Below are 14,718 nucleotides of genomic sequence, written 5' to 3' on the forward strand. Positions count from 1 at the left end.
TTCCGAAGGTGCAATTTTTCCAGTGGCCTCAGGATTGGTTTCGGCCAAGGCCTGAGGCAAGCCCGAACCCTTGTCCAGGTTTGAATTGTCCGCCCGCTACCCAAGCATCCTCCGTCTCATACTTTGCCTTCCACCATCTTTTCTGTCCGTTTTCGGCAACGGCGGTCTTTGCCGACAGCTTTTCCTTGAGCACAAAGAGGTTGACGGCTTCGATCGAGGGAACTAAAAGGCAAGGGATGCATCGTTCCGCGACTGGCCAGTCGATTCTCATACAAATTCCATGAAATCCAGTTTGAGGGAGAAGATTGTGAAAAACAAGCTATTCGAACTCCTGAGCGTCGGCGTGATAACTCTGTGTCCCCTGGTCACCACCGGGCCGTCCTTGGCCGGATCACCCTTGCGAGAACAGCCGCCGGTTCCACCGGAAGAGGCGCGTGCCCATGTCGTGGTTGTTAACCAGGACTGGATCCAACTGATCCTTCCCGAGAAGGAGTATCGCGCGGCCGAGGCGGCTCAGAATTCCAAGTATCGTCTCTTCAGTAGCGAGGACGGTGATTTTAAAAGCGGCGTTACGCCAGTGCTCGTGCAGCGACGTCATTGGCCGGAAAATGCACCCTGGTCTGACGATGAAAAGTTCGGGGACAACGCCAGGATCCAGGTCATGTATAGGATCTACCTGAAGTTGCCGCGTCCTCTGAAAGAAGGGAAAGCCTATAGACTGGCCGTGGATGAGAGCGTGAACGTCGGCACTTCCTTTGAGTTTCGTTGGGATGGAACGAAACCGAACGAAGTGATTCATGTGAATCAGGTGGCCTATGGCACGAAGGAGTCGAAGATTGCCTATCTTTCGGCCTGGACCGGTCAGGGTACGGTGGATTTCTCCGGTGCCGGCAAGTTTCACCTTATTGACGAAGCGAGCGGTCGCGCGGTCTTCGAGGGCAAAGTCCACCTCGATGTCACGGCGGATCAGGAACCCTGGTCGCGAAGTCATGTCTATTCGCTGGATTTTACCTCCTTTCATCAGCCTGGACATTATCATCTGTACGTGCCTGGCGTCGGCTCGTCCTTCTCTTTCCGTATCAGCTCCACGGCCTACAATGAAATTGGCTACACGCTGATCCGTGGCCTCCTGCACCAGCGGGATGGCCAGCATGGTTTGAATGCAGACGTCACGCATTGGAATCGCCCAGCGGCTCATCTTGATGATGCCATTATCGAGAGCACAGGGAAGCGGGCGGACCTCACCGGCGGCCACATGGATGCCGGTGATCGCGGCAAGTACCCTCACAACACGGCGGATGTCTCGGCCTCACTTCTTATGGCGATGAAACTCTTTCCGAATGAAGTGGAGACGCTCGGCGAATCCCTGGAGATCCCCGAGTCGGGGAATGGGATTCCCGATCTTTTGGATGAGGCCCTTTATGAACTTGATTTCCTATACAAGGTTGTGATGAACACGCCGAAGGATGGCACCGTTCCCTTTTACCTGCGCCCGCAGAAGCAGGACGGTTCCGGAGGCTATGAGCAGGGCCAACCTCTGGAGGGCAAGCCGAGTCGCAAGCTCTACGATCAGACCATGGGTCCCAATCGCGCGGAAACTCTTTACACAGCCGGCGTGCTGGCGATGGCTTATAACACGCCTCTCGTTCAGAAATATGCACCAGAAAAGGCCAAAGCCTATCTGAATGCGGCGAAGCGTGCGTTCCAGGGTTTTCAGAAGCATCACCAGGATGCGGGGTATTTTAAGGACGCCGGCTGGTATGATCCCTGGACGGAGGGACCAACGCAATGGGCTGATGAAATGCTCGTCGCCGCCACCAATCTTCTCGTGGCAACAGGGGACGCGTCGTATGCAGGCGCGCTTAAGGGAGCCCTGCCCGCGGATCTGAAAAAGGTGAAGCGTTGGAGCTGGTCGCTGACTGGCCCCTGGCTGGCGGCTTACGTTTCGATGTTTACCGCTTCCGAAGGGCTTCTTGACAAGGCCTCACCGGGCTTGAGAAAACGGGCTTATGATGCTCTGGTGGATTGGGGGGACACCACGCTCGGACACAGTGGAAAACCCTATGCGGCTCCTTTCGGGGCTCCGCTGCCGCGCTTTGTCCAAAACAATGTCGGCTGGTATTTCAGCGGCGATGCCATCGCCTTTCCGGCCATGGTAGCCTATGGTGTGACCCACGATCCGAAGTATCGCGACGTGATCGTTAAAACCTGGAACTATCTCCTCGGCTCGAACCCGCTCAGTCGCACTTTCATTACCGGCCTTGGTCATCCGCAGCGCCGGCCTCGTTGGATGGTTCATGAGATCGGCCTCTACCAGTGGCAGCGTTATAAATCCGGCGATCCCCAAGGCTGGGCCGAGATTATGCCCGGGATTCCGAGTGCGGATATTCAGAACGGGGACTTTGATGGGTATCTGGACACGAGTTGGAACAAGGCGCGAAAGAACAAAAAGTATCCGGCCTCGTCTTCCTATCCGGCTCTCTATCGTTATCACGATAGCTGGACGGTCAAAAATGAATTCACAATCGATCGCCTGGCACGCGGGGCGGTATCGATTATCCCGCTGGTAGCGAACTAGGCAAGCTCTGTTGCCTGCCTGTTCATTTCAAATGCTTTTTCAGGAAATCCACGGTGCGCGACCAAGCCAATTTCGCAGCCTTCTCATCGTACCTGGGTGTCGTATCATTGTGGAAGCCGTGCTGCGCACCCTCATAAGTATAATGGGTGTAATCGACTTTATTCGCCTTGAGTGCCTCTTCGTAAGCGGGCCACCCTTTCATGATGCGTTCATCGAGCGAGGCATCGTGGATCAGGAGGGCCGCTCGGATCTTCGCCACATCCTGGCTCGCCGGCTGGGACCCATAGAACGGCACAGCAGCCTGGAGATCGGCTCCCATACGGACGGCCAGAGTATTGGCGATCTTGCCACCAAAGCAGAAGCCGACGACACCCAGTTTCCCATTGGAATCCGAGCGGGCTTTCAACCAGCGGGCTGCAGCCTCGAAGTCCGCCGTCATCTTCCCTTCATCGACTTTCTTGAAGAGCTCACGGCCTTTGTCTTCATCCCCCGGATAGCCTCCGACGCTTGTCAGTCCATCAGGAGCATAGGCGATGAAGCCCTCAACGGCGAAGCGTCGTGTTACGTCTTCAATATAAGGATTCAGACCGCGGTTTTCATGCACCACGAGGACAACGGGCAGCTTCCCGGATTTTGGTTCGGCCGGCCGTGCCAGGTAACCCGTGATTTTGCCATTTCCCTGGGGAGAATCCACTGTCACCGTTTCACCTTTAATGCGTTTGTCATTCTTTTCAACTTGAATGGCCCAGGCATAATGAGGACGGAGACTCTCCCACAAGGCAGCGATCGTAAGCCCACCAATTGCGAATTTTTGAGCATGCGAAAAAAAGGTTCGTCTATCGATATCACCATGCACGAACTGGTCGAAAAGATTCCAAAGCTCCTGTGGATATTCCCGCGAGTTTTTGCGTTCTGTCATGGCTGGTCTCCTCTTTATGCTGAGTTATAAAACCGGCCTGCCCGGTTCACAAGCGGAAAAGCCGGGAGTGGGTTTGGATGATTCTGGAGTCTGGGTAATCTTATGAGGCGAGTGTCGTGCGTCAAGGTAGAGGGGTCTTGCGCGATCCCGTCACGTATCAGCCGTGATCTCGTTTCGGCATGAACCAGGCAAAGCCTGGATTTCATGTTTCAACCTTTCAGGGATCGTTTGCAAGAGGCTAGGTGCGAGCGCATAGGCATAGAAGGTTGCCAGCTGGATCGGCATTGCAGGTCCATGTTTCGAAAGGCCAATTTCCCGCGTAAGCCACGACACACGACGCGCCCTGCGAACCGCATTGTGTTTGACAGGAACGGCCGCCGCCACCTGTGCTACTGGTAAAGAAACGTCCAGCAGACGTCGCGGCTGCATTAGCTGATGTCTGGGCATTAGCAGCTGCTGTGGCTGCAGCATTTGCTTTTGATAAGGCCTCGTCAGCTACCTTACGAGCATTGGCTGCGGCGGTGGCTGCATCTTCGAGATTCTTATTCAATGTGGTAATGGTCGCCTGTTGTACCGCAATAACTCTTTTAAGTTCTGTGGAAGATTCTTGAGCGAATAGTGGCAGGCCATTCAAGAAGAGCATTAAGAGTATGAGTGATTTATTGAGAGACATATTTCTTCCTTGTCACGGTGTGGATCGGTATGACCCCATGGAGATACGGACAAGGAAGAAATATTGCAGGGCTTCTCGACCATGCCGCGAACGATTTCTTTACTGACGTTGCGGGCACCCCAGCTGGGCCAAAAAAGGCCAGTCCCGGCATGTCTGAATAGCGAAAACTCGCCTCCGTTTGAGGCCAGCCGTTAAGTGGCTATAACTAATTGAATTAGCTGTATATTTTCGTTCATCGTACTTTCAAATCTATCTATCCCAGCGTTTTTTCAGACGTCCGGTGATACCGATAGGGACGGGGTGATGCCTGGCTTTCACTGGGTTGGGGTATGGCGACCTCGAATGTCCGTAAATTCGCAATCAATCCTTCCGTGCTGGCAGTGAGCCGATCGGCATTGAATCGATCGGCTCTTGTCCAGGTCATGTTTCAGAGCTTTTTTACCAGGGCAGGGGAACTTCCGCGGAGGTCCAGGATGATCCAACCTTGGCAGACGAGGGATACATAGGCGATCCCATCAGGGCGGACAGTGATGCTGCTGACAGCACCATCAATACCAGGGGAATTGCCGCCTAATCCTGTCAGATCCAGACTGTGCACCAGCCTCGGATTTTCAGGATCTGATTTGTCGAACGTGTGGAGGGCGCCTGTGCCTCCGACATAGAGCTTTCCATTCCACTCCACAATGTCCTCCTCCATCCCCGGAATCGGGATGGATTTCACATAACGCGGCGCCGCCGGCTGAGAGATATCGACGATCTGGAGGCCTACCTCGTCGTTCGATACCGACTCAAGGCGGCTCGTACCGATCAAATACAGGTAGTTCCCCGAACGGAGCATGCGCTGCGCATGGCGCATATCAATCTCGGTCACGACAGTGAGATTGGGCATGTTTTTATAATCGACCACTTCCAGCCCACTGTATGTCCGAATGTTATAAAGATAATCGTCGGTAACGACGATGTCCTCGGAACCCTCCTGGGTGAAATCCTCTTTCATTAGGGACGCCTTGACTTCCAGCGCCCCGTTTTCGATCACGCCACGGCTCAGGTAAAGGCCTGACATATAGAGCTGCTCGTCATGGACGATAACCCGCTTCCCATCGATTCGCTGGGACCACAGGCGTTCTCCGGTTTTCGTGGGCTTCCGACTCTGAATTCCAGCGTAGGACAGGACAGCACCATCGCTGAAGATATGGAATGTATCCCCAATAGTCAGGACATTGCGAGGCTCGAGCTCGTACTCTGTATCGATGGACATGACGACCTGGGGATTCAGGGGATCCACCATGGACAGCGCATTAACGCGAGTCACGGCTCTATCCACGAATGAAAGCCAGAGAAGGTCCTGTTCAGTCTTGACCTGAGTAACACAAGGGCTGAGAGCCTTTTCCCCTGCTTTGTCAGTTGCCGGCGTTTTACAAGCCGCAAGAATCCCTAGGACCAATCCGAAGGAACTCAAACAGAAACATAATCTGGCTGATTTCATCATCCGATCTCCTTCATCAAGACGTCAGCGAGCTTATTCGAGTCAATGTAATACTGCAAGATATGGACAAGATCTTCCTGGGACGCAGACGGTGTGACATCAGCTGGTTCCTTCGATGCCTGGACATTCCAGGTTTTGGCGGCAGTCGACCCCGGTGTGGCAAGCCCCTCGATCAGCTCGGCATTGTCATCGAATTCCTTCTGCTCTTTCTTGATTCGGGCCTTCAGCGCCGAGGGTTCAAGCTGTTGCTGATAAACCTCAGCCAAGGTATCCCGTGCGGCTGCAATGGCCTCCATAAGAGCTTTATAGTTGGCCATGGGTGAGGCCAGGCTACGCTCCAGCTCATCCAGCTCAGCCATGCCCTGCGTGTAAAATTCCAGAGCGCCCTTGTAGTTTTCCAACAGCAGAGCGTCGATCACCTGCGATTTTGCCAGTCGAATGATATCCTCTGCGCCTGACGTAACGGTCCCCGGAGAGGATATGTCTCCTTCGATGCGTTTCTTCAGATCGGCAAGCTCACGATTCAAATCGTCGATCGCAGCATTGTCAATGCTAACGCCGAGGTGAAGGAGGAGAACATCCACATCCTTGCACAGAGCATCCACATAAAGATCATTAAATTCCGCCTGGGTAGCACTATTCATGCTGTTCATGGTTGCATAACGATCCTCGATGAGCTGGACGTGCTCGTGGGCTTTGTCCTCGAAGTAATTATAATCCTGGAATTTAATGTTTGCCACCAGGCCTTTGAAGGCAAGTTTACCGTAGCTGGCAGATACGGCAGCATGGAACGCTTTAATATCACGATGGCCGCTCATTCTGCCGTCACAATAAGAGTTCCGGAGAACCTTACGGATATCAATCAATTGGTTCTCAGCCCCTCGCAGATCACCGGAGCCGTCCAGGACATCTTCGGCAATCGCCACGACATTCTCCCGCATGCTCCGGAACCTGGCCGCATCCTGCTGCCAGGCCGCCCTCTTCCTGCTCATCTCCCGAAGTTCGTTCTCGCTCAGGGCATTTTCTTCCTTGAACTTATGATGAATCGCTTCATAGTCAAACAGAGGTTTGAGGGAAGAATACGTGCCTTTTGAGACATTTTGCTTGACCTGTTCCAGGACTTCAGCAGGAATCTTGAGTTCAGCATGAAGAGTTTTCAACTGCAGTGCAACGACCTGCTCCGCACAGGTGCTGTCGTTGGGATTGCCCGTCGGGAATGGCTGCTTCTCGCAGACACGGTACTCATAACCGGAAGGTAGAACCTCATCGAAGTTGGGATTCAAAGTCTTAGGGGCTTCAATTCCGGGTGCGAGGATCTCCGTGAAGATGCGATTGAAGATAGTATTCCGCAAGCTGGGATTCATGAAGAGACGGAAGCCGTGATGTGGTGCTTCGTGATACTCGAACCCCGGATAGCCGCTTTTCTCACAGCCCTCGTAATGGATTTCTTCAACTTTGCCGAACTGCATGGCAAAGCGTTTCGCACGACAGACGTTACGCTTCCAGCCTTCCACTTTGGGGAGGGAGGGTGCCGACTGGATCCACTGGTGATTGCCGTCAATACTGCGAATGGCATTCAAAAGAATGGCGCCGGGAAGAGCTATCCTCAAGGCCTGCATATCCGATGGATGAGCATCCGCATCCTGATTCATAGTACGTATGAGCCGATGCAACTGGCTTCCATCCATCAATGACAACTTGCTCAAGCGGATCGCATTGGCGACGACCGTATAAAGCCTGTCATTGAAAGTGCCGGATTCCGTAAGCCGCATTTCAGCTTTCACGCGATCTGACATGCGCTGTCCAGGTCGATCAAAAACTATGAGTCCCTTTGTACGCCTGTGGCTCATGTTCATAAACGAGGCGTCCAGTTCATTGTCATCAACTTTTTTGGCCAGGATTTCATAGAGATGCTTCACATCCACCTTGATGAGCTTGCCGAGCTCATTCAAGGCTTCTTCCGTAACCTTGGCCTTGACGTCGTTTACGATCTTTTCCTGGAAGGCCAGGACATCACGTACGATAGGAATCGAGTAAAGCGCCGATTTTTTGATTTTTTCGATGGATTCCATCATCTGCGATACATAGCTTTCGGTAGCGCACGCCACATTGGGGATGAAACCTGGGATGCCGGCCGCTTTGGGAAGCTGGCACTCCACCCAGTCCAGCAAAGGTTTGAACTTACTGCTGGCATCAGGATTGATCGTGTTTATGATAACCTGGCCATTGGCCTTGATATATTCGCGACCGACCAAGGTTATGTTTTGCGACCAGCTCTTCAGGGTTTCCCGGAGGGGGTTGGTGGAGGTCGCAATGCGAGCCTGTTCGATCGCCTCGATCAGGAGTGTCTCCGCAAACTTTAGAGTGGCCAGGCGTGCGTTGATAAGCTCATCATGCGCCTTCTTGATTTCGTCAAAGGTTTTATCCAATTCATTCTGGAGTTTTCTATAAAGTTCCTTTTCTTTATCCAGGAGCTTTTGCAGATTCTTTTTCTTCAGTATACCGCTGTCCTGCAGTGCCTTGCACTGGGCGCACTCGGCGGGAAAAACGAGAACGGTGGTATGATTGATAATCCAGTTCAGACAGCCCCAGGGTTTTTCGGTAGAACAAGTCTTTTCCTCCACAACCTTGGTTTCGCAGACGTTGACGCATTCTTCAACGACCACCTCAGCCAGCTGACGCGTCAAATCCACAATCTTAATTTGCGTTTGAATCGTGTGATGTGCAAGCTCAAGGCTCTTCTTGCTGGTTTTTTCGAGAAGATCAATCTGGGCTCGCTCGAAACGTCCCTGAACCTTTTGAGCTTCACCGAGGGTTTTGGACGTTATCTCGACAAGCTTTTTCAAGCCTTCTGCGGACTTGTCTTTGAAAGACTGGACTTCCCTCAGAAGCTCGTTGAGCTTCCTGGCTTCATCGCGGTTCAGTTCCAAACCAGCTTGCTGAAGCGCGATGAACCTGATGATTTCCTCTTCCATCTTATCCATCTTGCCGCCAGGTCGCAGCAAGTCATCCAATTGATCCTTCGTCGCTTTCATAGCGCCGAAGATGCTGGATGGTTGTCCCTGGAACTGGGATATCGCCTCGTCACCGAAAAGCATATGGTTCAAAACGAAATCGACAGGCACTGCGAGTTGATTGCCATCCATAACCAGCTGGTACGCTTCCCCCAGGAATTCACCTTTTTCATTCAGAATTTTAGGATTGCGAACGGAGATATACCCTTCCAAAGTAAAGTGCCGCTCCTCCTCCTCGTAACCATTTTTAGGGTCAAACTCACCACCGCTGTATGTGTTGACATAAGTGTGAGCAAAGATATCGGCTGCGGCATGACATAGGAAGCCGAGGACAAAGGCCCTCTCTTTACCCGGTTGGGCCTTGCTTAGAAGGTGTCGTAGCCACTGGCCGGTACCCCACCGATGGTCATCAGCTCCGGGGTGAATAATCATCTGCCCTTCAAGAACGCCCGGGAATGCATCGGGACCGATCGCTCCCATACGGAAATAAGCCGGATAGTTGATGATGTCCTGCGCTGATCCAACGTCGATTTCCCCGATCAAGGTTCCAAGATCCCGGGTTGGGATGGAAATATGGTTATTATTGGAACGCAAGTCGTTTATGACCTGCTGAGCGATCCAAACATGAGTATCGACTTTAAAGGAAAAGGCTGGCGCTGCCACCAGCAGGAGCGCAAAAATCCCTATTTTTTTCAATGCATTCCCAAAGAACATCATGGATCATTCTCCGCAAGACGGGCGATTTGGGTTGAGTGTGCAAAGGACGATCTCGATTTCAACATCGCTCTCCGCGGTCTTGAAGCCGTCGAGATAAGCAAGGAGGGAGTCGGCTTCTGCGTTGTAACTGCGGAGCAGCTCATCCGCGTATGCTTTCACGGATAAAGGCGAAAAGTCAGCGAGCACGAGACTCAAAGTGGACATTTCATCCTCATAAATATCCTTGGCTTTGGCTTGTTCAGCCAGTTTGAGCTCATAGTTGGAGCGATCCTCGCTGCCCGGATCCAGGCCATCCAGCTTTTTCTGATACAGAGTCATGGCCTTGTTCGCGCGATCAATTCGACTTTGCCATTCGGCTTTCCTTCCTTGCATATAGCCCAAGGATCGGTTGATGGCGGCATCAGTGTTTTCCGCATTTCTGGTCAGGTATTCCGCGATCTGCTTTCTGGATTGCAGAAGATCAAAGACGGCACTGACGGTACTGGTGAGGGGGAGGACATTGGCCGAAGTCAGTTCGAAACGGCACCCTTCCACCAGTCTTGTCGATTTCCTGGTCGTTCCCACTTCCAGCGTTGGTGTGAACCCAGGTGCGAGCAGCAAAGTCAACTCCTGCTGTTTTGCTTCCTGAGTGCGACTCAAACCGACCGTTTCGGAGCCGATTTGCAGTCTGGCATCCAGATCTCCGAAACCAGTCACGTTGCTGCAATAAAAACGATAGCCGAGGCGCAGCTTCTGAGGCAGATCGCCCAGGATTTTCAAAGAGCTGTCGCTGGACATAAGACTGGGAAGAACGTGCTTCTGCCTTGCGCAACCAAAGTAGAATCCCCCGTCCTTCACGCAGTGAGTGCTTGAATCAAAGAGGGGCGTCGCCTGCAGGGACACGCTTGAAAATAAAGCCAGGCATGAAATGAGGATGAGGCGCAGCATTATTCATCCCCACCCACGGTGATCATCTCCGTCGTGATGAACTGAGTCGTGGCTGAGCCAGCGCCTGTTTTGGAGACTTGAATATCGAGATAAGCGACAAGCTCGCCCTCTGCGGGCCGGCAACGGTCAGCCATGGGTTGATAGACGCCCTCTCTGACGATGACATCGGCTTTGAAATAGGTCCAATCATTCAATTTTAAGGTTTGTGGACGAAGATCGGATTCGTGCACGATTTCCGTGAAAATAGGTTTGGGCATCAGGATCGTTTCGTTTCCATGGGCGACGGGCTCCTGGCCGCTGCAAACAGCGATGATCTTCGTGCTCACGATGCCAGTGGAATTTTCCCCTTTCATGCGGACAAAAGTCTTGAAGTAGATTTCATCGAGCAGGTCTCTTGACTCGTCAAGATAGTTGACATTGTCGATTAAGAAGAAACCTGAGCTTATGTTGCCTGCTGCAGAGGTGGACCATAGGGGACTTGGAAAGCTTTCAATAGGAAGATAGCGGAACCAGTCAGCCAGGAGGATGGCCGAAGGTCCTGTGTCTTTCTGCAATTCTTTCGCCTTGATCTCACCACGGGTGGCGTGAATTGCGGACGAGTCATAGGTCCACAGGATATCCGCGGTCGGCGACCAGGCCACTTCAGGAAAGTATGTCATACCACCTTCCAAAGCCCAGGTCCTGGAGTCCTCAAATTTGGTGCTCGAGCTGGTCGTGATCCAGCTGGAAAAATTGCCGGTGACCCGACCGTTGGTGATGGTCTTGGGCTCGGACGTTTGATCCGGGTTGCCACAGGCGCAGGCTAACGCGAGAAGTAGGGGATAATATTTGACATTTTTCATGAACGTTTCCTTCAGCAAGGTATGGAGGAACAAACCTTGTGAAGGACATAGGCAGCCAAAAATATTGCAGGTCAGCCTTCTTATTAGGGCCTGGGTCCACATTTATGCTTGAGTTGGCCGTTCACATGTCAGAACTGCCATCATTCAAGCGTGCCCGACTCGCATCAACCCGCATGATCCAGGATTTCCCCCTGAGAGGGTTCCATGAAAAAGCAGGTTTCTCCTGGCAGCCTGATGTTCATATGGAACGGAACGAACTCAACAATGGAGGGATTTTCTTTCAAGAGCGTCAGGTCAATCGACCCTTGCAAGCGGCCCAAATACTGCTTCACGGCATCCAGACCCACACCGCGGCCCGAGATTTCAGTGAGTCTCGAAGCTGTTGAGAAACCAGGTTCAAAGATCATGGACGCGATTTCCAGGGCGCTGAGCGGCTTGTGCTCGTCCACCAGTCCTTGGATGATCGCTATCTCCCGTATCTTGCGGATCGCGAGACCTCGACCGTCGTCGGAAATGATCAGCTGAAGGCCATCCGTTCCATGGATCGCCTGGATCTGGACTGTACCCTTCGAGGATTTTCCTGCTGCGACCCGCTCAGCCGCTGTTTCGATGCCGTGATCCATCACATTACGCAGGATATGGACGAGGGAACTACGCAATGTTTCAGCCGCTTCGAGCGACAGGAAAAGCCCTTCGGCACCCATGATGTGAAAGTGAGGCTCCTCCTTCATCAGATCCTTGGAAAGTTTAACGAGCGGGATCTGATTTTCGAGAAGAAGGGCGGGCAACGGTACAAAAAGCTGATGCACAAGCTGTTCATCGAGGCTTTTGAGCACCGCGTGAAACTGCTGTACAGGGAGTGCCCGCAGGATCTGTTGAATTTCCCGGTGCCAAAGCAGGAGTTCCTTACGGCTTATGTTGACATAATTATTCTGATGATCATGCCGATTCAGTTTTTCCTTGTTAACTGTCGCATATCGATCGAGGATCAGCGCAAGGTCCTGATGAAGGTTATCCATGCGAGATTGATTCCAGGTTTGCTCATCATGCTGGGTCAGGCTGAGTTCGGTTTCTAGCTGGTGGCTCTTGTCTGTCAAATCTGTCAGGCCCAGCGTTCGTGCCGATCCTTTGATCGTATGAATATTGATAAAGAGCACCTTGATGATCTCCGTCGCGAAATTCGAGTTGGAACGAATCAGTCGGAGGTTCTCATCGAGGAAGTGACGGCTGCTGTGATAAAAACGCTGGAACTGATCCGCTGAGATGTGGATCAGCTGCGAAATGATCTGGAGTTCGGCTTCCTGCTCCTCCGCATGAATCCGAACGGCTTCGATTTCGGTCACATCCCGACAGGTCACCAGGATTTTAGCGACCTTTCCATATCGATCCTGAACCGGTGCCCAATCGAGGTCGATCGAACGCTGTCTCTCATCGGCCAGCGTCAGCTGCATGCGGCGAGGAAAGTTTCCGCTATTCATCTCGAAAACCAGAATATCCTCGTTCATGCTCGCGAGCATGGTTTGCTCAACCCTGGCTATAAGATCGATACTGAGACTGCTGTGGCGGAATAGCAAGGTAAGCGCCTTCTGCCCTTCCAAATCGCGTTCGGCCAGGATGTCTTCCAGGAAAGGCGAATACTCACGATCAATCACAAGGTTCGGTCCAACGACCGCCATGATGCCCAGATTACTGCTTTGCAGCAAAGAGCGGATATCGCGCGTTTTCTCCTGCACCTTAAGCTCAAGATTGGTGAAGTGTGAGATATTTTCAAGCGCCATCGCGAGAGACTGCAGGACGCCGGAAAGGGTGACCTTGTCAAGATCAGCCCAGCTGAACGGCTGATCGGCTTCCAGAACCAGCCAGCCTTCAGTCTTTTCCCGTCCTTCCACCTTCAGACACCAGGTCCTGTCATGATCCTTATCCAGATCACTGGCGACCAACGGGACCGGATGACCCGTGGTGGACTCGACCTCAAATGCTGATCGCTGGGACAATTGCAAAGCCTGAGCCTGCTCATCTTCGCCGATGAAGAGAGCCCGATGCAACCTCAGCTGCGGCATCACTTTCTCGACAAGATTCAGAGCGATCTGAGCAGCTTCGGTGGCCGACCGTGTGCGGGCGACCTTCCGGGTGAACTGAAGCAGGAACTCCAGGCGGTCTTTGAGCGATGAAATCTGCGTCCATTGCTCTGCGATTTTCTGTGACTGCTGAATACGGGTTTTCTGCAATTGATTGATGCGGTCGGCCAGACCCATGGCCAGTACGATGCATTCCAACGCAGATCCGATCTGACTTCCATAGGTCGACAGAGCGATGGGGAGGGGCAGATCAACCAGTGTGATGGCCGCTCCCAGGGCGATGAATATAAGGAAAACCGACCAGGCCATGAGAAAAAATTTCGCCTGCCGGTTGCCGTGCATGGCTGACCAAAGGCTGATCGTGAAAGCGACGACGCATCCCAGGGCGCCCGACATGAATCCGAGTTTTTGAGCGACGTGAAGAGGAAACCCAAGACAGGCAATGAAGACGAGAGCATGAAAGATGATCATCCCTCTCAAGACCTGAAAGACGCGTGGCATGGCCTGTTTTAAGCCGAGAAAGAAAATCTGGAAGGCGTATACGGAGGGTGCCAGCAGATTTCCAGCCAACGGCCACCCTCGTTGAGCCATGAACTGCGAATTTCCCCAGAAGATCTGCATCCCGAATCCAGTCCAGGCCAGGTAGAACAGAATGCTGGATACCATGACCAGCAGATAGGCAGCATAGGCTCGGCTATATCCGGTCGAGACGTAAATAAATGCGTTGTAAAAGAACAGCGCTGCGAGCGCCCCGAAGTAGAGGCCAAAGATGAGTTGCTCCTGTGCCACGTGACGCACGAGCGCATCCTTCTCCCAAAGAGTCAAAGGCAGAGTCAAGGCGCTGCTACTGTATGTTTCCATGAAGAAAGTCCGGGTCGACCGAGCGGGGACTTCGACGGCATAGGTGAAGTTCCGGCCCGGCATGAGTCGGGAGGCATAGGGAAAAACATCGCCACCCTTCTGTTTACTGATGAGCTGTCCGTCATGCACCGTGTAAAGGCTGGCATAATCGAGCATAGGGTAGGTGAGCGCGAGAATCAAAGAGAGGGGCTTTTCATCGGGATTCGTAATTTCCCATTGGATCCAGAATCGGCTATGGGTGTACCCAAAAGTGAGCCCTTTCTCAACCCGCTTGAACGGATAGATGCCTTGTTCTGGCTTCAGGAGAGCTTCGATTTCAATGCTATGATTGGGATCTTCCAAGTATAGGGTGGATTTCTCAATCGAGTAACCTGTGGCGATGGCATCCCGGTTCGGAACTATGGGATCGGCCTCATAAGCCAAAGATGGGTGAGTCCATAGAAGGAACAGAGCAATGATAATCATCGGCCATGACTGGGCTTTTTGCATGGAGGGCTCCGGTTTTGCTTTCTCCTATGCTACAACGTTTTCAGAAAACGAAACACGGAATTTATGGCATTCTCGGAACCGGGCGACAGTGGCCGCTCTGCGAGTAGGGTCCCGTTATCTCCGAGACCAAACTC

Annotated in this window: 10 protein-coding genes; 1 reads left to right on the forward strand and 9 read right to left on the reverse strand. The window is 52.6% G+C overall.

Annotated features, from left to right (window positions below):
- Positions 1 to 28: 28 nt before the first annotated feature.
- Complete coding sequence (locus OLTU_RS07965) at positions 29 to 271, reverse strand: hypothetical protein (protein WP_141732226.1); 243 nt, start codon at positions 269 to 271, stop codon at positions 29 to 31.
- A 36-nt stretch (positions 272 to 307) separates the two neighbouring features.
- On the opposite strand from OLTU_RS07965, the gene OLTU_RS07970 reads away from it, so the two are divergent.
- Positions 308 to 2,578, forward strand: coding sequence for a glycoside hydrolase family 9 protein (locus tag OLTU_RS07970; RefSeq protein WP_176736430.1), 2,271 nt, complete (start codon positions 308 to 310; stop codon positions 2,576 to 2,578).
- A gap of 22 nt (positions 2,579 to 2,600) precedes the next feature.
- Here the strand turns inward: OLTU_RS07970 and OLTU_RS07975 are convergent, their stop codons facing one another.
- From OLTU_RS07975 to OLTU_RS08005, 8 genes are all read right to left on the reverse strand, one after another.
- Complete coding sequence (locus OLTU_RS07975) at positions 2,601 to 3,497, reverse strand: dienelactone hydrolase family protein (protein ID WP_141732228.1); 897 nt, start codon at positions 3,495 to 3,497, stop codon at positions 2,601 to 2,603.
- Positions 3,498 to 3,735: 238 nt separating this feature from the next.
- A complete protein-coding gene (locus OLTU_RS07980; protein ID WP_141732229.1) occupies positions 3,736 to 4,170 on the reverse strand; it encodes a hypothetical protein in 435 nt (144 codons plus the stop codon).
- A gap of 253 nt (positions 4,171 to 4,423) precedes the next feature.
- Positions 4,424 to 4,594: a hypothetical protein gene (locus tag OLTU_RS32260; RefSeq protein ID WP_218109910.1), complete on the reverse strand. Its 171-nt coding sequence runs from the start codon at positions 4,592 to 4,594 to the stop codon at positions 4,424 to 4,426.
- A 3-nt stretch (positions 4,595 to 4,597) separates the two neighbouring features.
- On the reverse strand, positions 4,598 to 5,482 hold the full coding sequence (locus OLTU_RS07985; protein WP_176736431.1) for an LVIVD repeat-containing protein: 885 nt from the start codon (positions 5,480 to 5,482) through the stop codon (positions 4,598 to 4,600).
- A gap of 173 nt (positions 5,483 to 5,655) precedes the next feature.
- Positions 5,656 to 9,387 carry a zinc dependent phospholipase C family protein gene (locus OLTU_RS07990; protein ID WP_141732231.1) on the reverse strand — a complete coding sequence of 1,244 codons (3,732 nt, stop codon included), beginning with the start codon at positions 9,385 to 9,387 and terminating at the stop codon, positions 5,656 to 5,658.
- A 3-nt stretch (positions 9,388 to 9,390) separates the two neighbouring features.
- A complete protein-coding gene (locus OLTU_RS07995; RefSeq protein ID WP_141732232.1) occupies positions 9,391 to 10,314 on the reverse strand; it encodes a hypothetical protein in 924 nt (307 codons plus the stop codon).
- Entirely contained in the window at positions 10,314 to 11,156 is an 843-nt protein-coding gene (locus tag OLTU_RS08000) for a hypothetical protein (protein ID WP_141732233.1), read from the reverse strand. The genes OLTU_RS07995 and OLTU_RS08000 overlap by 1 nt, the downstream gene beginning before the upstream one ends.
- 164 nt (positions 11,157 to 11,320) lie before the next feature.
- Complete coding sequence (locus OLTU_RS08005) at positions 11,321 to 14,560, reverse strand: 7TM diverse intracellular signaling domain-containing protein (RefSeq protein WP_218109911.1); 3,240 nt, start codon at positions 14,558 to 14,560, stop codon at positions 11,321 to 11,323.
- Positions 14,561 to 14,718 lie beyond the last annotated feature (158 nt).

The sequence above is a fragment of the Oligoflexus tunisiensis genome (assembly GCF_001748245.1).
In the GTDB taxonomy this organism is placed as follows: Bacteria; Bdellovibrionota_B; Oligoflexia; order Oligoflexales; family Oligoflexaceae; genus Oligoflexus; species Oligoflexus tunisiensis.

Coding starts and splice junctions, on each gene's coding strand:
- OLTU_RS07995 (WP_141732232.1), bottom strand. CDS start 10,314: ATGCTGCGCCTCATCCTCATTTCATGCCTGGCTTTATTTTCAAGCGTG.
- OLTU_RS07990 (WP_141732231.1), bottom strand. CDS start 9,387: ATGATGTTCTTTGGGAATGCATTGAAAAAAATAGGGATTTTTGCGCTC.
- OLTU_RS08000 (WP_141732233.1), bottom strand. CDS start 11,156: ATGAAAAATGTCAAATATTATCCCCTACTTCTCGCGTTAGCCTGCGCC.
- OLTU_RS07980 (WP_141732229.1), bottom strand. CDS start 4,170: ATGTCTCTCAATAAATCACTCATACTCTTAATGCTCTTCTTGAATGGC.
- OLTU_RS07965 (WP_141732226.1), bottom strand. CDS start 271: ATGAGAATCGACTGGCCAGTCGCGGAACGATGCATCCCTTGCCTTTTA.
- OLTU_RS07975 (WP_141732228.1), bottom strand. CDS start 3,497: ATGACAGAACGCAAAAACTCGCGGGAATATCCACAGGAGCTTTGGAAT.
- OLTU_RS08005 (WP_218109911.1), bottom strand. CDS start 14,560: ATGATTATCATTGCTCTGTTCCTTCTATGGACTCACCCATCTTTGGCT.
- OLTU_RS32260 (WP_218109910.1), bottom strand. CDS start 4,594: ATGACCTGGACAAGAGCCGATCGATTCAATGCCGATCGGCTCACTGCC.